Genomic DNA, 21,704 nt, shown 5'->3' on the forward strand with positions numbered 1-21,704 from the left:
GTCCGGCGTGATATGCGATAACACCCGATATCACCTTCATATCAGCATCAGCGGCGCCACGATCAAGGCCGCAAGCGCGAGGCTCAGACCGATCAGCATTAGCAGGCCATCTTCCGCCGCGAGCGCAAGACCGATCACAGCCACGGCGAGCATCGGTCCGCTACTGGCGAAAGGGATCAGTTCCAGCGCCGGCACGGTCAGGCAAAGCGCAATCACCACCATCGCCGCGACCCGGCGGGCCAGCCCGGCGGTCAGCGGCTGCAGGCGGCGTCCGAACCAGCGATCCATGCGGCGCGCCGCCGGATCGAGGTAGGAAATGGCCCGCTGCACCTTGTCCGCTTCGAGATTTCGCCGCCGCAACGCTTCGGGTAACCAGAACCCCGGGCGCCCCAGCACGATCTGGATCGCGATCAATCCGATCAAAAGCGCCAGAAGGCTTGGCAGGCCGGGGATCGCGCCAAGCGGCGTGATCTCGATCATCGCCGGCAGGAAGATAAGCGGCCCGAAGCCCCGCGCGCCGAAGGTGTCGACAACCTGCCCAAGCGTCACCACCTCGCCGGCACAGGCCAGGTCCGACAGGTCCCGCACGAGACCCGTTGCGCTTTGTGGCTGTGTCATGCGGCGGCGCCCCTTTCAGCCGGGACAACGCAAGAGGCCGTGCGCAGGTTGCAGCACGGCCTGCCGGTCGCCCTACTGTTCGGGCACCAGGATCTCGCGTTTGCCGACATGGTTGGCGGCGCTGACGACACCCTCGTCCTCCATCTGCTCAACCAGTCGCGCGGCCTTGTTGTATCCGATAGCCAGTTTGCGCTGGATGTAGGAGGTGGAGCATTTCCGGTCGGTGATCGCGATCTGTACGGCCTGATCGTAAAGCGCGTCCTCACCATCCGTATTGCCACCCGTGGACAGGCCAAGCACCGCGTCGATCTTGTCGGCCTTGTCGTCCTCGGGGCCGTCCTGCACGCCGCCCACATAGGTGGGAGGACCGAAGGCCTTGAGATGGTTGACCACCTCCTCGACTTCTTCGTCGCTGACGAAGGGCGCGTGACAGCGGGTGATCTTGCCGCCGCCGGCCATATACAGCATATCGCCCATCCCCAGAAGCTGCTCGGCCCCCATCTCGCCCAAGATGGTACGGCTGTCGATCTTGGACGTGACCTGAAAGCTGATCCTGGTGGGGAAGTTGGCCTTGATCGTGCCGGTTATCACATCGACCGACGGGCGCTGCGTGGCCATGATCAGGTGAATGCCGCTGGCCCGCGCCATCTGCGCCAAACGCTGGATACAGGCCTCGATCTCTTTGCCCGCGACCATCATCAGGTCGGCCATCTCGTCAACGATCACGACGATATAGGGCATCTTCTCGGGCGCGAACTCTTCGGTTTCGAACACCGGCTCGCCTGTCTCGTCGTCAAAGCCCGTCTGCACCGTGCGGCTGAACATCTCGCCCTTGGACAGCGCATCGGCCACCCGGCCGTTATAGCCGTCGATATTGCGCACGCCCATCTTGGACATCTTGCGATATCGGTCTTCCATCTCCGCCACGACCCATTTGAGCGCCACGACCGCCTTCTTGGGGTCGGTCACCACGGGTGACAGAAGATGCGGAATACCGTCATAGACGCTCAGTTCCAGCATCTTGGGATCGATCATGATCAGCCGGCATTCATCTGGCGTGAGCTTGTAAAGTAGGCTCAGGATCATCGTGTTGATCGCCACGGACTTGCCCGAGCCGGTCGTGCCGGCAATCAGAAGGTGGGGCATCTTCGCGAGATTTTGCACCACCGGATCGCCGCCGATATCCTTGCCAAGCGCCAGCGGCAGCTTCTGGTTGCCGTCACCAAAATCGCGGGTCGCCAGCAGCTCGCGCAGCACCACCATCTCGCGGTTGTCATTCGGCAGCTCGATGCCGATCACCGACCGGCCGGGTACCGTGCTGACGCGCGCCGAAAGGGCCGACATGCTGCGCGCGATATCGTCGGCAAGGCCGATCACACGGCTCGCCTTGAGGCCCGGCGCGGGCTCCAGTTCGTACATGGTCACGACGGGCCCCGGGCGGACGCTCACGATGTCGCCCTTGACGCCGTAATCATCCAGCACGTTTTCCAGCATCCGCGCATTTTCCTCCAGAGCCTCGTCGCTCAGGTGATGCCGGGTGATATTGGCCGGATTGGACAAAAGGTTCAGCGGCGGCAGCTCATATTCGATCTGCCCGCTGTCTTCGAACTGCAGGGCCGGCTGGGCCTCGGCCTGGGCGCGGCTCGAAGGTTGCGGCGTGCGCTTGGGCGGGTGCTGCACGACCTTGCGCGGCGGCTCTGCCGGTGTGACACGCATGGTCTGGGCCGGCGCGGTGTGCACCGGTGACGGCGCGGCGTCCGGGCCGGTCTCGGGCGCAAGGGCCTGCGGTTCGGCCACCGGTGCCGCGGCCTGCGCCGCGGTCAGGGGCGGCTCGGGCGGCAACTGCGCGCCCCGCCCGTTGTCAAGGATCAGCGGGTCAGGCCCCCGGCCCCGGCCACGGGTCAGCGGGGCCGTCGCCTCGACCTGAAGGGCCGGCGTCTGGCGCACGCGGCTGCGGATCACATCGGCGATCCGGGCGCTGACGCGGTCGCCGCTCGGGCCGTCCACATCGGGCGCTTCGGGATTTTCGATCAACTCCGGTTCCGGCTCGGGCTCGGGCCGGCGCATCAGCGACGGCATGCGGGCAAGCAGGCCGCCCGGTTTGTCCGGCGCACCCGGCGACACTGCATAAGACGCGGGCGGGGCCTGCACAGCCGGTGCGCGGCGCGTAACGGCAGGTTCGGGCACGGCGGCCTCCGCCCGGGCCAGATCCTCGGCCTCGGCACGGGCCTGCGCGTGACGCTCGATCCGGCGGGCCCGGGCATCTGCGGCCTTCGCCTGCACTGATTTCGCCGCGCTCGCCGCGCCGGACGCGCTACGGCCCAGAACCGTCATCAGACCGGCATAGGTCATGATCACGCCCACGATCAGGAATCGCGCGATCGCCTGCAACTCGGTCCGCGTAAAGCCAAGCACGAAAGCACCCAGCACCAGCATCAGCGCGCCAAGGGACAACGACAACAGCTTCAGCCCCAGGCTCGCGCCAAAAGGCAAAAGCCCCAGCGCCGTACCCAGAACCGTATCGCCGAAAAGCCCGCCAAGCCCGAAGCTATGCGTGGCCGACCACGCGGCGCCGGGCGTCAGGGACGACGCGTAAAGCGCCAGAACCGCGATCCAGATCGGTGCGAAGATAAGCCGGCCCACCGCACGGTCCTCGCCCCGGTGCAGCGCGAACCGCACACCCCAGGCCCCGGCGACGATCGCCAGGCCCCAGGCGCCCCAGCCCACGATCATGAAAAGCGGCGCGGCAATCGACGCCCCGATCCGGCCCAGCCAGTTCTGCACCGGCGCATCCGTCGCGGACATCCAGCTCGGATCGTCGGGATGGTAGGATACGATCATCATCGCGGCCGCGACACCGAGGGCCAAAAGAGCCAGCCCAAGAAGTTCCTTGCCCCGCTTTTCGATCGCTTCGGCCATCGAACTGTCCAGCAGCGGGTCACGTCCACGCGTCTGATATGCCATGCTTTGCCTCGTCCTCTTGTTCAATAGAGACAGTCGCGCAGGATCGTCAGACCGCGCGCCACCTCGTCTTTTGGGGCCACCATCGCGACCCGGATATATCCCTTGCCGGGGTTCCTGCCCCCGGCCTCTCGACTTAGATAGGCGCCGGGCAGGACCCGCACGCCTGTTTCCTGCCAAAGCCGCAGCGCCGCCGCCTCGCCATCCTCGACAGGCAGCCAAAGGAAGAATCCGGCCTCGGGTGGCGCGTAGCCGTCCACGCCCGCGAAGATCTCGTCGGCCACTGCGTATTTTTCCTGATAAAGGCGACGGTTCTCTTCCACATGGGCCTCGTCTTCCCAGACCCGCGCGGCGGCGTATTGCAACGGCATGGGCAGGGGCGATCCGGCGTAATTGCGCAGCTGCCGGAGGCGCGTCACGCTCTCCGGGCCGCTGACCACCATGCCACTGCGCAACCCCGCAAGGTTCGAACGTTTCGACAGGCTATGGAAGGCCACCACCCGCTCGGGGTCGGCACCCATATCGCGCGCCACCTGAAGCGCGCCGACGGGCGGCCTGTCGCGGTAGATCTCGGAATAGCACTCGTCGGCGAAGACCTTGAAATCATACCGCTCGGCCAATCCGATCAGGTCACGCCAGTATCCCGCATCGGCCACGGCGCCCTGCGGATTGGACGGCGAACAAAGATAGGCCACGGACGCCCGCTTCAGCACATCCTCTGACAGGCCCGAGAAATCGGGCAAATGCCCGGTCTCGGCCGTAGCGGGCAGAAAAACCGGCTCGGCGCCCACGCTCAGCGCGGCGACCATGTAGACCTGGTAGAACGGGTTGGGCACCAAAACCACAGGCCGGTTGCCGGCCTTGGTTTCAGGGCAAAGCGCCATCATGGCGTTGTAAAGCCCCTCGCGCGTCCCGTTAAGCGCCATCACGTTCGCGTCTGGGTCGAGTGTCACGCCATAGCGCCGTTGCGCCCAGTCACAGAACGCGCCAAGCAGTTCCGGAATGCCCTCGTTCACCGGGTAACGGCGAAACTCGTCGGATTTTTCCTGAATAATATCAACGACCCAGCGCGGAAAATCGTGTTTCGGCTCACCGATGGTCATATGCAGCACTTCGCCCCCGGGCGCATGAGCGTCCAACAGGCTCCGCAGACGCGGAAACGCATAGGCCGGTAGGTTCGAAAACCGCTCGGGGAACATCTGGTACTGCCTCAAGGTTCGGGATCATTCGCGTCCCGTTTCGTTGAAACGTACCCAAGCCCCGCGTCCCAGTCCAGCGCAACGATGCGCTTGACAGCCACATTGTGGCATTTTCGCAGTCAGCCGAGTGCGTCCTCGGCGGCCTTGGCCAGGCGCAAAAGGGCCTCTTCGCCAAAGGGCTTACCCGACAACAGCAAACCGCAGGCAGGCGTGCCGGTGGGCAAGGTGACACCGCACAGCCCCATCAGGTTACCGACCCGCGTGTTGCGCAGCGCCAGAAGGTTCTCGGTCACGTAATAGTCGTCATCTGTCATCAGCCGCGAGGCGTCTGGCGGCAAATTGGGCGCGGTGGGCATCAGAACCGCATCGAAGGCCGCGACGCGCGTCTGCCATGCGCTCCGCAGCTCCTCCAGCCGCTGCCACGCGGCGACATAATCAGCGGCCAGGAAATCCTTGCCCGACCGGAACCGCTTACGGATGGGGGCGAACATCGCCTCGGGCGCGGACTCGATCAGCTGACCCCAAGTGCCATAAGCCTCCGAGGTGAACAGGATCGGCGACATCGGCATCGCCTCGGCCACCTCGGGCGCCTCGATCTCCTCGATCTCGGCCCCGGCGTCGCGCAGCTTGGCCACAGCCGCCTCGAAGGCCGTTTTGGGCGCGTCACGGATATCCTCGAACACCGATGTGGTGAGGATGGCCAAACGCGCACCTTGAAGCGTCGCCCCGTCGAGATCCGCCACCGGCCCGCCTTCAAGCGCGGACAGCATCAGGGCGCAGTCCTCGACGTCGCGCGACAGCGGCCCGACCGTATCAAACCGCGCCGCAAGCGGCACGACCCCTGCGTTCGAAACCCGCCCCGCCGTCGTCTTGAGACCTACAAGATCGTTCCAGGCCGACGGGATCCGCACCGATCCGCCGGTGTCCGACCCCACGCCATTGGCGGCCAGCCCGAACGCCACGCTTGCCGCCGCCCCCGAGGACGATCCGCCGGGCACAACCCGCTCGTCATGCACATTTGGCGGCGTCGCCGTCATCGGGTTGAGCCCCAGCCCGGAAAACGCAAGTTCGCTCATATGGGTCTTGCCGAGACAGACCAGACCTGCGGCGGTGGCGTTGCGCAAAACCTCGGCATCTTTGTCGGGCACCCGTCCCTCAAGCAGTTTCGTGCCCGCCTCGGTCGACGTGCCCGCACTGTCGAACAGATCCTTCCAGCTGATCGGCACCCCGTCGAGTGCGTGACGGCGCAGGCCTCCGCGCGCCCGCTCTTCGGCCGCGCGGGCCTCGGCCCGGGCACGCTCCGGGGTCACCGTGGAATAAATGCGGTCCCGCGCCGGGTGCCGGTCGATCGCATCGAGATAGGCCTCGGTCAGCTCGACCGGGCCGATCCGGCCCGCGCCGATCTCGCGCCCCAGATCGCCCGCGCTCATCCATAGCCAATCGCTCATCTCGCCGCTCCTCGCCTTTGGGGCAGGCCCAAAAGCCAGCCGACCCGTATCAAGTCAGATGCGGGGAACCATGGCAAGACCGCCACCGCCTTGCGACCGCCGCGGCTTGGGCCGGGCGCGGCGGCACAGCACATTTACATTGCCGCCCTGCAGGTCATATTCAGTCACATGACACATGACAGCGAGATCCTGATTGTCGGCGGAGGCCTGACCGGACCGGCGCTTGCCCTCGCCCTGGCGCAGGCGGGGCGCGACGTGACCATTCTCGACACCCTGCCGCACGAGATGCGCGAGACGCCCGATTTCAACGGCAAGGCCTACGCGCTCGCGCTGGCCTCGGTGCGGCTTCTTTCGGCGATCGGCCTGTGGGACCGCGTGCGCGAAAACGCCCAGCCGATGCTGGAAATCAAGGTCTCCGACGGTCGCGCCGGCGAAGGGCCCGCGCCCTTCTTCCTGCATTTCGACCACGCCGAGATCGAGGAAGGCCCGATGGGCCACATGTGCGAGGACCGATTCCTGCGCAAGGCCCTGCTCGACGCGATGGCCGAAGAACCGCGCATCACCCAAGTCACCGACACCGTCATCGCGCAAGAGGCCGACACGCGGGGCATCACCGTCACGCTGGCCTCGGGCCGGACGCTGACGGGCCGCCTGCTGGTGGGGTCCGACGGGCGCGCCTCGGGCACCGCGGCGCGCGCGGGCATCAAACGCACCGGTTGGGACTACGGCCAGACCGCGCTGGTCGCCGCCATCGCGCACGAGCAGCCGCATCACGGCATCGCACATCAGTTCTTCATGCCCCCCGGACCGCTGGCGATCCTGCCCTTGCCGGGCAATGTCAGCTCCATCGTCTGGTCCGAAACAGAGACGACCGCCCGGCGCTTCGCGGCACTGTCCGATGCCGCCTTCATGGAAGTGCTCCGGCCCAGGTTCGGCGATTTCCTGGGCGAGATTTCCCTGCGGGGTCAGCGTTATACCTACCCGCTCGGCCTCAGCCTCGCCAACAGCTTCATAGCACCGCGCGTCGCGCTGGTGGGCGACGCCGCGCATGGGCTGCACCCCATCGCCGGGCAAGGCTTCAACGCCGGGCTGCGCGACGTCGGCGCGCTCGCACAGGTGATTGACGAGGCCGCCCGCCGCGGAGAGGACTATGCGGCGCCCGACGTGCTCGCGCGATACCAGCAATGGCGGCGTTTCGACACTGCCACGCTGGCGCTGACCACGGATCTGACGAACCGGCTGTTTTCCAATGACAACCCACTGCTGCGCGGCCTGCGAGATCTCGGCATGGGGGCGCTCAGCGCGATGCCCCGCCTGCGCCGCGGGTTCATCCGAGAGGCGGCGGGCCTGACCGGCGAGTTGCCCGACCTGATGAAGGGCTGAGATCCTGTAGGGCGTGCTTCAGCGCGCCCGCCGCGCCGGATCACCGATGCGTCAGGATCCGGATCTGCGTCTCGCCATAGCGCCGCTCATCCTCCAGCTGCAGCGCCGCAGGCACCTGCACAGTGCCGCCTTCCTCCCAGACAACCACGGTCCCGGGCGCAAGCCAGCCACCGCTTATCGCCGCATCAAGCGCCGCCTCGCCCATCGCCTTGCCATAGGGCGGATCGAGAAAGACCAGGTCGAAGGGATGCGGCGCCGCCCCCATGCGGCGGGCGTCCCGAGCCAGGATCCGACTGCACGTCTCAGCCTGGCAAAGCGCGATGTTGTCGCGCAGGATACGTTGCGCCACGCGCCCGCTTTCCACGAACACCGCCTCCGCCGCGCCGCGCGACAGCGCCTCGAGGCCCAGCGCGCCGGTCCCTGCAAAAAGGTCGAGCACGCGCCCGCCGACAAGCGCGTCGCGGTATCCTGTCATCAGCACGTTGAAAAGGCTTTCGCGCACCCGGTCCGGGGTGGGTCGCAAATGCGCGCGCACATCCCCCTTGCCGACCGAGGCAAGCCGCCGTCCGCGCCATGCGCCGCCGATGATCCTCATACCCGCAAGAGCGCCTTGAGATCCGCGCCCGGATCGGCGACCACCGCCTTGTCGGCGGTTTTCCCCGCGTCGATAAGGCGTTTGCCCACCATATAGGCCCGCGCATCGTTGGCCGCGTCCACGGCCAAAAGCCGATCTCCCGCATAATACCAGAACGACACGCCCTGGTCGCCCGCCCGGGTCACGACGTCATCATAGCCGGTGTTCAGACCGGCGATCTGCAGCTTGACGTCATACTGGTCCGACCAGAACCAGGGCTGCGGCACATAGGGCTTCTTTGCGCCCATGATGTTCTCGGCCACGCATTCCGCCATATCGATGGCATTGGGCACGCTTTCCAGCCGCAACTGTACGCCGTGATACGGAAAAGAGGCGCAATCGCCCGCCGCCCAGATATATGGGTCGCTCGTGCAGCCGAACGGGTCGGTCCGGATGCCGTTGTCGATCTCAAGCCCGGCGGCCTGCGCCAGCGACACTTCGGGCAGGATACCTACGCCCACGATCACGAAATCCACGGCAAGCTCGGTGCCATCGCTCAGCGTGGCACCGCTCACTTTATCGTCTCCGGTCAGCCGCGTCAGACCGACACCTTCGCGGATATCGACCCCGTGCCGCGTATGAAGTTCGCGAAAATAATCCGATGTTTGCCGTGCCGCCACGCGCTGCAGGATCCGATCGGACATCTCGACCAGCACGACCTTCAGCTCCTTCGCGGCGGCCACCGCCGCCGCCTCCAGCCCGATATAGCCGCCACCGACGATCAGCACCCTGGCCCCGGTCTCGAATGACGGGGCCATCGCATCCACGTCCGCAAGCTCCCGCACCACATGGACCCCGTCCAGATCACCGCCGATCGGTCCCGGCAAACGCCGCGGGACAGAGCCCGTGGTCAGCACGAGGTGATCATAGCTCAAGCAGTCCGGCCCGATCGCAACCTCGCGCGCGGCGCGGTCGATCCCGTCGACCCGCGCGCCAAGGCGCAGCGCGATCTTGTTTTCTGCGTAGAAACTCTCCGGCCGCAGGAAAAGCCGTTCCAGCTCCATCTCGCCAAGAAGATACTTCTTCGACAACGGCGGGCGCTGGTAGGGCAGCACCGGCTCGGCGCCGACAAGGGTCAGATCGCCCTCGTATCCAAGCCCCCGCAGCTTCGCCACCAGAGAGCTGCCTGCCTGACCGGCTCCGATCACGACGATCCCCGACATTCCGCCTTCCCCTCAGATTTCCATGGCCCCGACTGGCGCAGACCCTATAACTACCGCCAGAGAGAAGACAACAGATAGACAGGAGCGACCATGACCCTTTCCGTAGGCGACACACTGCCCGATGCCACGCTGCTTAGGCTCGGAGAGAACGGCCCCGAAGAAGTGCGGCTCGCCGACCTCACCGCGGACCGCACCGTGGTGATCTTCGGCGTCCCGGGCGCCTATACCGGCGTCTGCACCACCGCGCATGTCCCCAGCTTCATCCGCAACAAGGACAAGTTCGACGAACAGGGCGTGCAGGAGATCATCTGCGTCGCGGTCAACGATCCCTTCGTGGTCAGCGCCTGGGCCGAAAGCACCGGCGCGGACAAGGCCGGGATCACCATGTTGGCCGATCCGAGCGCCGCGTTCACCAAAGCCATCGGCATGAACTTCACCGCGCCGCCCGTGGGCTTTTTCGATCGCTCCAAGCGCTACACGATGCTCGTTGAAAACGGCGCGGTCAAAATCCTCAATCCCGAGGAAAACCCCGGCCAGTGCGAGATTTCGGCCGGCGAGACCCTTCTCGACCAGATGTAATCGCGTCGCGGCGCCGCGTCACGCGGCGCCCGCAAGCACGTCCATCTTGCGCGCCAGCTTGGCATCGAGCGAGCTCAGCCCACCTGCGTCATGAGTCGTCAGCGTGACCTCAACGGTTTTGTAGACATTCGACCATTCCGGGTGGTGATCCCACTTTTCCGCCCAGATCGCTGCCCGGGTCATGAAGCCGAACGCCTCGACGAAGTTCTTGAACTCGTAGGTCTTGGTGATCGCGTCGCGCCCGTCCACCATGGCCCAGCCGGTGTCGAACAACGGCGCCAGCGTCGTCTTGCGGGCGGTTTCGCTCAGTTTGTCGGTCATGGCTGCTCCTCTACTTGCGCTTTCTTGAACGGGCCGAACCCTGTCAGGATCTCGATATCCTCGGTGACGGCCTGCCGTTCCTCGTCCAGATAGCGCGCGACCGCCTCGCTGAAAGCGGGTTCTCGAAACCAGTGAAGCGAATGCGTCTCCACCGGCAGATAACCGCGCGCAATTTTGTGCTCGCCCTGCGCGCCGGCCTCGACCTTGGCAAGGCCCTGCGCGATGGCGTAATCCATCGCCTGATAGTAACACAGTTCGAAATGCATCGCCGGGTGATGCGCGCTGCAGCCCCAGTAGCGGCCGTAAAGTGCGTCGCGCCCGATCACGTTCAGCGCGCCCGCCACCGGCACGCCCTCGTCTTCGGCGAAAACCAGCAGGATATCGTCACGCAGCCGCTCATGCGCGATCTCGAAAAAGGCGCGGGTGAGATAGGGCATGCCCCATTTGCGCGCGCCCGTATCCTGATAGAATCGCCACATCGCGTCCCAGTGGTGGGGCTCGATCTCATCCCCGGTCAGTTGCACGATCCGCCCGCCGAACCCCTGCGCCTGTGCGCGCTCTTTTCGGATATTCTTGCGCTTGCGCGACGACAGTGTCGCCAGAAAGGCGTCAAAGCTGTCATAGTCGCGATTGACCCAGTGGTATTGCTGCGTAATGCGGGGCAACAGCCCCATCTCGGTGCCGATCAGCCGCTCTTTTTCGGTGCAAAAGGTGACGTGCAACGATGACAGCTTGTTGCGCTCGCCGATGCTCACGGCGGCCTGCATCAGCGCATCCCGCCCGGTCATGCCGAATCCGGGCCGCGTCAGCAGACGCCGCCCCGTGACCGGCGTGAAAGGCACGGCGATCTGCAGCTTCGGAAAATACCGCCCGCCCGCTCTCTCATAGGCATGCGCCCAGTTGTGATCGAAAATGTATTCGCCCTGGCTATGCGCCTTGGCGTAAAGCGGCGCGCAGGCGATCGTCTCGCCCTCCAGCTCCGCCACGAGGGTGTGCGGCTCCCAGCCTGTGCCGGTGCCGACCGACCGGCTGTCTTCCAGCGCGCGCAGAAAGCGATAGGTCGTGAAAGGATCGACCGGACGGCCGCCATCCGCAACCTCAGGGCAGGCGCAGGCGTCCCATGCCCGCGCATCGATCTGCGCGAGGCTGTCCAGCACTTTGACACTGACCGATCCGCCGTCCATGCGTCGCGCACCTCCGGTTGCCCTCTACATCTGTGCCGTCCCGTCACCGGTTCAAGCCGGGATCGCGGGCAAATACCCCTCGAAGGTGATGTTGTCGGCGATCCGCCGCGCCCGCGCCTCTTCCGCCGCCGACCGGATCGTCCAGCAGAGAACCGCAGCCCCTGCCGCGTGAAGCCGCGCCACGTCGGGACGGTCAAGATCCGCCGCCTCGTGGCTGATATAGGACGCGCCGACACGCGCGTAATCCGGGATATCGCGCAGCCGTTCGCGCACCGCGCGCGGCAGGTCGGGCCATGCCGCCGCCGTATAGCTGCTTGTCACAAGGCCACGCGGCACCTCGGGGCAGATCTCCGCCATCCGCGCCATCATCTCGGGGTTGAAGGACATCACCGCGACCGGCCCGCGATAGCCCTTCAGATCACGCGCGACGGCCTCTTCCAGAACGCCGTCGCCCCGGCCCATCGTCCCGTGCTGATCCTTCAGCTCAAGCAGCACCGGCACCCGGCCCGCCACCTGGTCCAGCACGTCGGACAGGTGCGGGATACGTTCCGGCCCACCCGCCAGCGCCAGCACATCAAGTTCCGTGGCCTTACGGTCGCGCACCGCGCCCGTCTCGTCTGTCAGCCGGTCAAGCGTCTGGTCGTGAAACACCATGGCAACGCCGTCCCGGCTCGGCTGCAGGTCCAGTTCCACGCCATAGCCATGCGAAAGGGCCGCCGCCACGGCGGCCCGGGAATTCTCGGGCCGGTCCCGCCCGGCGTCATGCAATGCGCGATGCGCCAGCGGCCGCCGGAGGAAGACCGGGTCGAGCGGCCTCATGAAATCTGGAAAATACCCTCGATTTCGACCGCCACGCCAAGCGGCAGCGACGGCGAGGACACGGCGGCCCGGGCGTGCTTGCCGGCCTCACCCAACGCCTCGCCAAGAAAATCGGACGCGCCGTTGACGACCTGCGGCTGCTCGGTGAAATCCGGTGTGGAATTCACGAACGCGCCCAGTTTCACGACCCGCACCAGCCGGTCGAGATCGCCATCACAGGCCGCTTTGACCTGCGCCAGAAGGTTGATCGCGCAGACCTTCGCCGCCGCAGCCCCCTGGGCGGTGTCCATGTCCGCGCCCAGCTTGCCGGTGATCAGCCCGCTGTCGTCCTTCGAGATCTGCCCCGAAACGTAAAGCAGCTCGCCCACCTGAACGTAAGGCACGTAATTGGCCGCCGGCGCGGGCGCCTCGGGCAGGGTCACGCCCATCTCGGTCAGCTTGTCTTCGTATTTTCCCATCACGCTTTTCCTTCCGACGCAGAATTGCTGACCGGACGCTAGCGGTCCGCGACGGGCTTGAAAACCGCAAAGCGCCGCCGGGGCCGTCTTCCTGCCGGTCATGGCGTCTCTTGCCCCGCCGCACGTGACCTGCGCGCTCTGCCTACTCGCGAAAGGCCTTGGCGAAATAATCGGTCAGCGGCTTGGTGAGATAGGCCAGCGGCGTGCGGTCCTCGGTGCGAATGAAGGTCTCCACCGGCATCCCCGGGATGAGCGTGACGTCTTTCGGCAAACGCGCCTGCTCACCTTCCGAAAGCGTGATCTCGGCACGGTAGTAACTCTGCCGCGTGCCCTCGTCCTCGAAGGCGTCGGCCGAGATCTGCACCACCTGCCCGGTCAGTTCCGGCGTGGTGCGCTGGTCCAGCGCCGAGAACCGAAGCGTCACGTCCTGGCCGAGGAAAAGCTTGTCGATATGAATGGGCTCCACCTGCGCGTTGATGATCAGCGGACGGTCCTGCGGCACGATATACATGATCGGATCGGCGGGCCGGATGACCGAACGCAGCGCGAACACCTGCAGGCCATAGACGATGCCCGAAACCGGCGCAGTGATCTCCAGCCGGCTCATGCGTTCGATCAGGGCCCGGCGCTGCTCGCGCAGTTCCAGTTCGCGGTATTGCAGGTCACGCAGGGTGGTGATCGCCTCTTCCCGCCGGCGCGTGGCCAGCTTGAGGATTTCGATGTCAATTTCCGTGACGCGTCCCTCGGCCTGCGCGACCTGCGCCGCCAACTCGCCCATCTGGCCCAAAAGCCGCGCTTGTTCGCGCTGCAGCGCCAGCACCCGCGCGGCCTGCGCCAGCCCCCGGTCCAGAAGCGATTGCTGGTCGGCCAGTTCACGCTCGATCAGGGACAGTTGCTCGCGCAGCGCCGTGCGCTGCGCCTCGATGCCGTCCACCTGGTTGCCGATCTGGCCACGGCGTTTTTCCAACTGGTCGATTTCGTTATTCACCGATTCCGTGCGCGCCACCAGAAGCCGCGCCTGCCCTGTCATGAGCTCGGCCACATCGGGCCGCGCCGCGCCGGCCTCCACCAGCAGCGGATCGAACTCGATCTCGGTTTGCGCGTCGCGCTCGGCCTTCAGTCGCCCGCTGCGGGCCATCAGTTCGAAAAGCTGGCTTTCGGTGATCGCAAGCTCCGACGCCAGCGTCGTGGGATCGAGCCGCACCAGAACGTCGCCAGCCGCGACCGTGTCGCCCTCGTCAACTTCGATCGCCGCCACGACGCCGCCATCGGGATGCTGCACCACCTGCCGGTTCTGGTCGACCTCGATGCGCCCCGAGGCGATGATCGCGCCCGAGATCTGGGTCATCGCGGCCCATGTGCCGAAACCGCCAACCAGCGTGAAAAGCCCGACAAGCCCCACCAGCATCGGCGTGCGCACGGACCAGCCGTCACTCTTGGGTTCGCTCACTGGATCCCTCCCGCCTGCTTGGCCTGCGTGATTTCACCGTGGTTCTTGACCACCTCGCGCAGCACGTCCTCCTTGGGCCCAAAGGCACGCACCACGCCGTTTTCCAGCATCAAAAGCGTGTCGCATTCCTTGATCGCCGCGGGACGGTGCGCCATCACAAGAACCGACCGGTCGTCGGACTTGAAGCCGCGGATCGCGGTGTTCACCGCCTCGCTGCCCTCGTTGTCGAGGTTGGAATTGGGCTCGTCGAGCACCAGCAGCACCGGCTCGCCATACATCGCCCGCGCCAGCCCGATACGCTGCATCTGCCCGCCAGACAGCCGCCCGCCCCCGGCGGTCACCCGCGTGTCATAGCCGTTGGGCAGGTTGAGGATCATCTCGTGCGCGTCGGCCTTCTTGGCGGCCGCCACGACCGCTTCAGCGTCGGGCTCGGCGGCCAGCCGCGCGATGTTTTCGGCAATCGTGCCGTCAAAAAGCTGCACCCGCTGAGGCAGGTACCCGATATGCTGGCCCAGCACCGCAGGCTCGTACTGGTCAAGTGCCGCGCCATCGAGGCGGATCCGCCCACCCGCAGGCCGCCAGACCGCGGTCAGCGCGCGCGCCAGTGTCGATTTTCCGGCCCCCGACGGGCCGATCACGCCCACGGCCTGGCCCGGCTGTACGGTGAAAGTGATCGTCTTTAGCGCGGCCTGCTGTTCCCCCGGCGGCACCACGGTCAACTGCTGCACTTCCAAAAGCGCGCGCGGCGCCGGCAGCGCCGTGCGCGGCTGCTCGGGCGGCACGATCGCCAGAAGCTCGGCCAGCGAATGCCAGCCGCGCATGGCGCGTTGCACAAGCGCCCATTGCCCCACCGCCATCTCGATCGGCGCCAGCGCGCGGCCCAGAAGGATCGAACCCGCGATCATAGCCCCCGGCGTCAGTTCGTCGCGCAGAACCAGAAACGCGCCAAGCCCCAGCATGGCCGACTGCAGGAACAGCCGGAAGGTCTTGGTCGAGGTCGTGAAGGTGCCCACCAGATCGGCGGACCGGATCTGCGTGCGCAAGGACCGGTCGCGCGCCTGCTGCCAGCGGGTGAAGGCCGCGTCGCGCATGCCCATCGCCTGCACCATCTCGGATTCGTTGCGGATATGGCCGGCAATGGTCTCGGCGGCCACGGTCGCCTGGTTCGACTGCGCCGACGGGCGGCGCGTCACCCACTGATTGAGGATCGTCACGAGGATGAGGATCCCGCCACCGACCAGCGCCAGTGTGCCCAGCCAGGGATGGAAGATCCAGATCCCCGCAAGGAAGAAGGGCGTCCAGGGCATGTCGAAGATCGCCATCAGCACCGGCGAGGCCATGAGCCGTTGTACCGCTTCGAGGTCGCGCAGCCCGGTCTCGGTGCGCTCGTCCGGGGCCAGCGCCGCCTTGCGAATCACGGCGTCGAACACGCGCCGGTCCAGCCGGGCCTGGAACCGTGCCGCGACCCGGCCCATGATCCGGCCGCGCGCGTAATCCAGCAGACCCATCATGCCGTAAAGGAACAGCACCAGAACCGACAACGCGATCAGCGTCTCGACTGACCGGCTGCCCAACACGCGGTCATAGACCTGCAGCATGTAGATCGGCCCGGTCAGCATGAGAAGGTTCACGAAAAAGCTGAAAATGCCCACGAACCAGTAAAGGCCGCGGCTTTCTTTGCGGGCCTCGCGCAGCTCTTCGCGCCCGGCCTCCAGTCTTGCCTTGCTAGGTTGCATTCACAATCTCTTGCCCGTCGGTGCGTGCGCTTGATCCCATTACGGATTTTGCCTTACATGCATTGTTACCTATCTGCCATAGGGCCACGCGCACTTCGTCGGTCTGTCTGTGCTTCGCCCGGCGATGCTGTATGTGTTGCCACAGTGTTTTGAAAGAAAAGCTTAAACGTGATTCCTGCATTCCCGATCCGCATTCCCGGTTTTCGCGCCGCCATGATCTCCCTGCTCCTTGTTGCAGGTCTTGGCGCCTGCGCCAAGCCGCCCGCCACGCATCCCACCGATGCGGCCTATGATCCCTATGAGGCGTCGAACCGCAAGGTGCATGCCTTCAATCGCTCGCTCGACCGCTCCGTCGTGCGTCCTGCGGGCCGCGGTTACGCGGCCTTCATGCCCGACGATATCGAGGACGGGATCGGCCGGTTCGCCGACAACCTCTCGATCCCGAGCGCGGTGGTCAACAATATCCTGCAAGGCAACATGAAGGGCGCGACCGAGGACACCTACCGCTTTCTCGTCAATTCCACGCTCGGTCTGCTCGGCTTTTTCGATCCCGCCACCGAACTCAACATGCCCGCGGCCACCGACGCCGATTTCGGGCAAACGCTGCATGTCTGGGGGGCGCGGGAAGGCGCCTATATCGAGCTCCCCCTGCTTGGCCCCTCTACAGAGCGCGACACGGTCGGCCGGGTGGTGGATCTCTTCACCAACCCGCTAAGCTATTGGCTGGAAGACCCCGAAAGCTACTATCCGACGGCCGCGGCGATCTCCTCGGGATTGTCCAATCGCGGGCGCTATTCCGCGACCATCGACTCGATCCTTTACGAGAGCGCGGACAGCTATGCCCAGGCCCGGTCGCTTTATATCCAGAACCGCAGGTTCAAGGTGGAAGGCGGCACAGCAGGCGCGTATTCTGACCCCTACGACAGCCCCTACACCGACGGCTTGGAGGATCCCTATGATCAGTAACCCTGTGTCCCGCCGCCATCTTCTGACAACCGCCGCCGCTGCAGGCCTGTGCGCGGCGCTGCCGCTGCCCGCCCTTGCCCTGACCGAGGCGCGCGCCAAAACGCTCGTCGATCAGGTCGTTTCCGAGATCAACCGCGTGATCAACTCGGGCAAAAGCGTCAGTGGCATGATCGGCGACTTCGAACGGATCTTCGTGCGCTATGCCGACGTGAACATCATCGCGCGCTCGACGCTTGGCGCAGACGCGCGGCGCGCGTCCTCGGCTCAGATGCGCGCCTTCACCGACGCGTTCCGCGGCTACATCGCCCGCAAATACGGCAAGCGGTTCCGCGAATTCATCGGCGGCCAGATCACGGTCACGGGCGTGCGCCCGGTGAAGTCCTGGCACGAGGTGCGCGCGCGGGTCGACCTGCGCGGTCAGGCGCCGTTCGATGTGCTCTTTCTGGTCTCAGACCGGTCGGGCCGCGATCTTTTCTTCGACCTCGTGATCGAAGGCATCAGCCTGCGGCTGTCCGAGCGGACCGAGATCGGCGCGATGCTGGACCGCAACCGTGGCAATATCGACGGCCTGGTCAACGACCTGCGCCGCGCCGGCTAGGATCCCGTCGGGACGCCACGACGCCGGCGCCGGGCCTATCGACCGTCAGCCCCCAACAATCCGCGCAGGATATTCTCGATCGGGTTGCCCCGATCCCGGCGTGGCGCCTGTTGCAGCTGCGGCTGGCGCTGCTGCGGCTGGGCGCGCGGGGCCGGGCGGATCATCGGCAGCGGCTTGGGCGTGATACCCTCGTTCACGCGCAGCATCGTCTCGTGCCAGATCTCCGCCGGAAGGCCCCCGCCCGTCACGCCGGTCAGCGGCGTGTTGTCGTCATACCCCATCCAGACACCCGCCACGTAATCGGCGGTAAAGCCAAGGAACCATGCGTCGCGGGCGGCCTGCGTGGTGCCGGTCTTGCCCGCAGCCTCGCGGTCGGGCAGGCGCGCGCGGGTTCCCGTGCCGCTCTGCACCACCTGGTGCATCATCCAGATCAGCTGCCGCGCAGCTTCCTCGCGGATCACCCGTTCGCCGATCCCGCCGCCCGTGCCCATCAGCGGTTCGTCATCGCCGCGCAGTTTCAGCTCCACAAGCCCGTAGGGTGTCACCGAAGAGCCGCCGTTAAGAATACCCGCATAAGCGCCCGTCATCTCCAGCAGCGTGCTCTCCGAAGCCCCAAGCGCCAGCGCCGGTCCATCGGCCAGCGCGTTGTCGATGCCGAAATCGCTCGCGACCTTGCGCACGAGGTCGCGGCCCACGCTTTCCGAAACCTTCACCGCCGGCACGTTGAGCGACTGGCGCAGCGCGTCGGTCAGCGTCACCCGGCCCTTGTAATCGCGGGTGTAGTTTTCCGGGCAATAGCGCCCCGATCCGGGCACGTTGATGCAGTAGGGTTCGTCGACGACGGTCGAATCCGGCTCGTATCCCAGTTCCAGCGCCGTGGCGTAAACGAAGGGCTTGAAGGCCGACCCGGTCTGCCGCTTGGCCATGGTCGCGCGGTTGAACGCGCCGACAACCCGGCTCTTGCGTCCGCCGACCATCGCGCGCACCGCGCCGTCCGCGCTCATCACTACGATGGCGGCCTGCGCCTCGGATCCGTCGCGCACCTTGGTCTCGAAGATGTAATCGAGAGCACCTTCCGCCGCGCGCTGCATCCGCTGGTCCAGCGTGGTCTGAATGATGACGTCCTCGGTGGTATCACGGGTAAAGAACTCAGGCCCCGAATCCATCACCCAATCCGCGAAATAGCCACCCGCCTGCGCCTCTGCGGCCTGCGACAGGGTCGCCGGATCGGCCTGCGCTGCGGCGGTGTCCGCGTCGCTCAGATAGCCCTGCTCGTTCATCAGCCGCAGGACCGTCGCCGCACGATCCTGCGAACGTTCGAGATCGGTGGTCGGCGCCAGCCGCGTCGGCGCGGTGAGCAGCCCCGCCACCATCGCGCCTTCCTGCGGGGTCAGTGCCGCCGCGGGCTTGCCGAAATAGCGTTGCGCGGCGGCCTCGGCGCCATGCGCGCCAGACCCCATATAGGCGCGGTTGAGGTAGATCGAGAGGATCTCGTTCTTGGTATACTTGACCTCCATCGCCAGCGCATAGATCGCTTCCTTGAGCTTGCGCGCCAGCGACCCGCGGCGGCAGTCTTGGATGTAATCGGCCTCGCTCTCCCAGACCTCGTCGTCGTATTCCACGCCCAGGCACAAGAGCTTGGCGGTCTGCTGCGTGATGGTCGACCCGCCATGGCCCGACAGCGGCCCGCGCCCCTCGCTCAGATTGATGCGGATCGCGCTGGCGATACCGCGCGGGCTCAGGCCGAAATGCCGGTAAAACCGCTTGTCCTCGGTCGCCACCACGGCGTTGCGCAAATGCGGGCTGACGCTGTCGGCGGTCACAACGCCGCCGAACTGGTCCCCGCGCCAGGCAAAAACCTCGCCCTCGCGGTCCATCAGGGTCACAGACCCGCGCGCGCGCCCGTCCAGAAGCGTCGTCACATCAGGCAACGTGGAATAGACATAGCCGACCGCCAACGCCAGCACGAGCGCCACGACCGCGCCGACCCGCCAGGTGATGGTCCAGACAAGGCGCAGCATCCAGCGCAGTAAGCGCCGCAAAACTGCCAGCGGCCCCTTGCCGCCCCCGCCACCGCGACGGGCGGCCTTGCGCGAACGCGCCGGTTTGCGCGTGGCCTTGCGCGAGGACTTCGCCGGCGCCTTGCGGGCCGGTTTACCATACCGCTTGTCCGCAACCAGCCGAGGCTTCTTGCGACCGTCTTGTGCCATGTCCCACCCTGCCCGGAACCCTGCCTTTCGCGCAGTCTATCGCGGGCCTTCGGGAAAGTAGACCCCCATCCGCCCCGCGCCTTGCGATTCTTATCTGATTTATTTTTGTGCAATTAAATTAATATGCACATTTTTTAGGCATGAGGGGTTGGGTTTTTTCCCTCTCCCCCCCGAGTCACCTTTCCGTTGGCCGCAATCCGCGCATGTTCTGCAGGGGCAAACACAACCCTGTCACGCAGAAACGAAAGGGACATCTGTGAAACTCATCATCGCAACCATCAAGCCGTTTAAGCTTGAAGATGTACGCGAAGCGCTGACCGCGATCGGCGTCCGCGGCATGATGGTGACCGAGATAAAGGGCTTCGGCTCGCAGTCCGGTCACACCGAAATCTACCGCGGTGCCGAATACGCCGTGAATTTCGTTCCGAAAATCAAGCTCGAGATCGCCGTCGCGGCGTCCATGGCCGACCAGGTGGTCGAGACCATCGCATCCACCGCGCGCACCGGCAAGATCGGTGACGGCAAGATCTTCGTGCTCGACGTGCAGCAGGCCATGCGCGTGCGCACCGGCGAAACCAACGACGACGCGCTCTGAGACAGCGTGGGGAAAGGATAACATGACCATGACACGTTACACGTATACCGGCCTGGCCGCAGCGGCGCTGATCGCCGTGCCGCAGCTGGGCTTTGCGCAGGATGCGCCGGGCTTTGACGAGATCGGCCCCTACATCATGACCACCCTGCTGTTCTGTATGGCGGGTTTCCTCGTCTTCTTCATGGCGGCAGGGTTTGCCATGCTGGAAGGCGGCTTGGTGCGCTCCAAGAACGTCACCATGCAGATGACCAAGAACATCGGTCTCTACTCGATTGCCGCGATCATGTATTGGCTCGTGGGCTTCAACACCATGTATCCGGGCGACTTCAACGGCTACTTCGCCATCGGCGGCCAGACCGTGCTCGATCCGGTTGGTGTGGCTGCGGCTGATGCGGCGCTTGATTACGCCTCGGTCGGGTCCGACTTTTTCTTCCAGCTGGTCTTCGTCGCCGCCACCGCTTCGATTGTGTCGGGCGCGCTGGCCGAGCGGATCAAGCTGTGGCCCTTCCTGATCTTCGTCGTCGTGCTGACTGGCCTGATGTACCCGATCTCGGGTTCCTGGCAGTGGGGCGGCGGCTGGCTGTCTGAAATGGGCTTCTCCGACTTCGCCGGCTCGACCGTCGTGCACTCCGTGGGTGGCTGGGCTGCTCTGGCCGGTGCCATCGTGCTGGGTCCGCGGATCGGCAAGTATGGCAAGGACGGCAAGGTCAACCCGATCCCGGGCTCGAATCTCGCCCTCGCCACGCTGGGCACATTCATCCTGTGGCTCGGCTGGTTCGGCTTCAACGGCGGCTCGCAGCTGGCGATGGGCACCGTGGGTGACGTCTCCGACGTGTCGCGCATCTTCGCCAACACCAACATGGCGGCAGCCGCCGGCGCGGTGACGGCCCTGATACTGACGCAGATCATGTACAAGAAGCCCGACCTCACCATGGTGCTGAACGGCGCACTGGCCGGCCTCGTGTCGATCACCGCCGAGCCTCTGGCCCCGACCCTCTTTGGCGCGCTTCTGATCGGCGCCGTGGGTGGTGTGATCGTGGTGCTGACCGTGCCGATGCTCGACAAGCTCAAGATCGACGACGTTGTGGGCGCCATCCCGGTGCACCTCTTCGCCGGCATCTGGGGCACCATCGCGGTGATCTTCTACAACTCCGACGCCAGCCTGACGACGCAGCTCACGGGTATCGTCGCCTACGGTGTCTTCACCTTCGTGGCCAGCTTGATCGTCTGGTTCATCCTGAAGGCCGTGATGGGCATCCGGGTTGCCGAAGAGGACGAGATCAACGGTCTCGACATGTCGGAACTGGGGATGGAAGCCTATCCCGAATTCTCCAAAGGGTAATCTTCCTCCTTCCGGATTACACCTTTACACACCTGGCCCG

The 21,704-nt window shown here is 65.6% G+C and carries 19 protein-coding genes; 6 read left to right on the top strand and 13 right to left on the bottom strand.

Features of this window, described 5'->3' with window-relative positions; translation table 11 throughout:
* Positions 1-36: 36 nt before the first annotated feature.
* From EZV60_RS12975 to EZV60_RS12990, 4 genes are all read right to left on the bottom strand, one after another.
* A complete protein-coding gene (locus EZV60_RS12975; RefSeq protein ID WP_135506013.1) occupies positions 37-618 on the bottom strand; it encodes an exopolysaccharide biosynthesis protein in 582 nt (193 codons plus the stop codon).
* A gap of 72 nt (positions 619-690) precedes the next feature.
* Complete coding sequence (locus tag EZV60_RS12980) at positions 691-3,582, bottom strand: DNA translocase FtsK (protein WP_135506014.1); 2,892 nt, start codon at positions 3,580-3,582, stop codon at positions 691-693.
* 20 nt (positions 3,583-3,602) lie between these two features.
* Positions 3,603-4,778, bottom strand: coding sequence for an aminotransferase class I/II-fold pyridoxal phosphate-dependent enzyme (locus EZV60_RS12985; RefSeq protein WP_135506102.1), 1,176 nt, complete (start codon positions 4,776-4,778; stop codon positions 3,603-3,605).
* A 119-nt stretch (positions 4,779-4,897) separates the two neighbouring features.
* Positions 4,898-6,226 (bottom strand): amidase, encoded by a 1,329-nt coding sequence (locus tag EZV60_RS12990; RefSeq protein WP_135506015.1) that lies wholly within the window; start codon positions 6,224-6,226, stop codon positions 4,898-4,900.
* 156 nt (positions 6,227-6,382) lie between these two features.
* Between EZV60_RS12990 and EZV60_RS12995 the strand changes: the two genes are divergently transcribed.
* Positions 6,383-7,609, top strand: a complete 1,227-nt coding sequence (locus EZV60_RS12995) for an FAD-dependent monooxygenase (RefSeq protein ID WP_342588800.1) — start codon at positions 6,383-6,385, stop codon at positions 7,607-7,609.
* Positions 7,610-7,649: 40 nt separating this feature from the next.
* Here the strand turns inward: EZV60_RS12995 and rsmD are convergent, their stop codons facing one another.
* Both rsmD and EZV60_RS13005 read right to left on the bottom strand, forming a co-directional pair.
* Positions 7,650-8,204: a 16S rRNA (guanine(966)-N(2))-methyltransferase RsmD gene (rsmD, locus tag EZV60_RS13000; protein WP_135506017.1), complete on the bottom strand. Its 555-nt coding sequence runs from the start codon at positions 8,202-8,204 to the stop codon at positions 7,650-7,652.
* Positions 8,201-9,406 carry an NAD(P)/FAD-dependent oxidoreductase gene (locus EZV60_RS13005; RefSeq protein WP_135506018.1) on the bottom strand — a complete coding sequence of 402 codons (1,206 nt, stop codon included), beginning with the start codon at positions 9,404-9,406 and terminating at the stop codon, positions 8,201-8,203. The genes rsmD and EZV60_RS13005 overlap by 4 nt, the downstream gene beginning before the upstream one ends.
* A 90-nt stretch (positions 9,407-9,496) precedes the next feature.
* Here EZV60_RS13005 and EZV60_RS13010 point away from each other — a divergent pair, with 90 nt between their 5' ends.
* Positions 9,497-9,985 (top strand): peroxiredoxin, encoded by a 489-nt coding sequence (locus EZV60_RS13010; protein WP_135506019.1) that lies wholly within the window; start codon positions 9,497-9,499, stop codon positions 9,983-9,985.
* Between the two features lie 18 nt (positions 9,986-10,003).
* On the opposite strand, the gene EZV60_RS13015 is transcribed toward EZV60_RS13010, so the two are convergent.
* From EZV60_RS13015 to EZV60_RS13040, 6 genes are all read right to left on the bottom strand, one after another.
* Positions 10,004-10,306, bottom strand: a complete 303-nt coding sequence (locus EZV60_RS13015; protein WP_135506020.1) for a 4a-hydroxytetrahydrobiopterin dehydratase — start codon at positions 10,304-10,306, stop codon at positions 10,004-10,006.
* Entirely contained in the window at positions 10,303-11,490 is a 1,188-nt protein-coding gene (locus tag EZV60_RS13020; protein ID WP_135506021.1) for a GNAT family N-acetyltransferase, read from the bottom strand. The genes EZV60_RS13015 and EZV60_RS13020 overlap by 4 nt, the downstream gene beginning before the upstream one ends.
* Positions 11,491-11,541: 51 nt before the next feature.
* Positions 11,542-12,309 (bottom strand): glycerophosphodiester phosphodiesterase family protein, encoded by a 768-nt coding sequence (locus EZV60_RS13025; protein WP_135506022.1) that lies wholly within the window; start codon positions 12,307-12,309, stop codon positions 11,542-11,544.
* The gene (locus tag EZV60_RS13030; RefSeq protein WP_135506023.1) at positions 12,306-12,767 is read right to left on the bottom strand and encodes a RidA family protein; all 462 of its coding nucleotides are present in this window, start codon (positions 12,765-12,767) and stop codon (positions 12,306-12,308) included. Before EZV60_RS13030 ends, EZV60_RS13025 begins: the two co-directional genes overlap by 4 nt.
* A gap of 142 nt (positions 12,768-12,909) precedes the next feature.
* On the bottom strand, positions 12,910-14,217 hold the full coding sequence (locus tag EZV60_RS13035; protein ID WP_135506024.1) for an HlyD family type I secretion periplasmic adaptor subunit: 1,308 nt from the start codon (positions 14,215-14,217) through the stop codon (positions 12,910-12,912).
* Entirely contained in the window at positions 14,214-15,953 is a 1,740-nt protein-coding gene (locus EZV60_RS13040; RefSeq protein ID WP_135506025.1) for a type I secretion system permease/ATPase, read from the bottom strand. The genes EZV60_RS13035 and EZV60_RS13040 overlap by 4 nt, the downstream gene beginning before the upstream one ends.
* A gap of 168 nt (positions 15,954-16,121) precedes the next feature.
* Here EZV60_RS13040 and EZV60_RS13045 point away from each other — a divergent pair, with 168 nt between their 5' ends.
* Positions 16,122-16,919 (top strand): MlaA family lipoprotein, encoded by a 798-nt coding sequence (locus EZV60_RS13045; RefSeq protein WP_245306296.1) that lies wholly within the window; start codon positions 16,122-16,124, stop codon positions 16,917-16,919.
* Entirely contained in the window at positions 16,909-17,517 is a 609-nt protein-coding gene (locus EZV60_RS13050) for an MlaC/ttg2D family ABC transporter substrate-binding protein (protein WP_135506026.1), read from the top strand. The genes EZV60_RS13045 and EZV60_RS13050 overlap by 11 nt, the downstream gene beginning before the upstream one ends.
* Before the next feature lie 35 nt (positions 17,518-17,552).
* Here the strand turns inward: EZV60_RS13050 and EZV60_RS13055 are convergent, their stop codons facing one another.
* A complete protein-coding gene (locus EZV60_RS13055; protein WP_135506027.1) occupies positions 17,553-19,727 on the bottom strand; it encodes a transglycosylase domain-containing protein in 2,175 nt (724 codons plus the stop codon).
* A 256-nt stretch (positions 19,728-19,983) separates the two neighbouring features.
* Between EZV60_RS13055 and EZV60_RS13060 the strand changes: the two genes are divergently transcribed.
* Together EZV60_RS13060 and EZV60_RS13065 are read left to right on the top strand one after the other, a co-directional pair.
* Complete coding sequence (locus EZV60_RS13060; RefSeq protein WP_135506028.1) at positions 19,984-20,322, top strand: P-II family nitrogen regulator; 339 nt, start codon at positions 19,984-19,986, stop codon at positions 20,320-20,322.
* A 22-nt stretch (positions 20,323-20,344) separates the two neighbouring features.
* Positions 20,345-21,664, top strand: a complete 1,320-nt coding sequence (locus EZV60_RS13065; protein ID WP_135506029.1) for an ammonium transporter — start codon at positions 20,345-20,347, stop codon at positions 21,662-21,664.
* Positions 21,665-21,704 lie beyond the last annotated feature (40 nt).

It is taken from the genome of Roseovarius aestuariivivens, assembly GCF_004761875.1.
In the GTDB taxonomy this organism is placed as follows: domain Bacteria; phylum Pseudomonadota; class Alphaproteobacteria; order Rhodobacterales; family Rhodobacteraceae; genus Roseovarius; species Roseovarius aestuariivivens.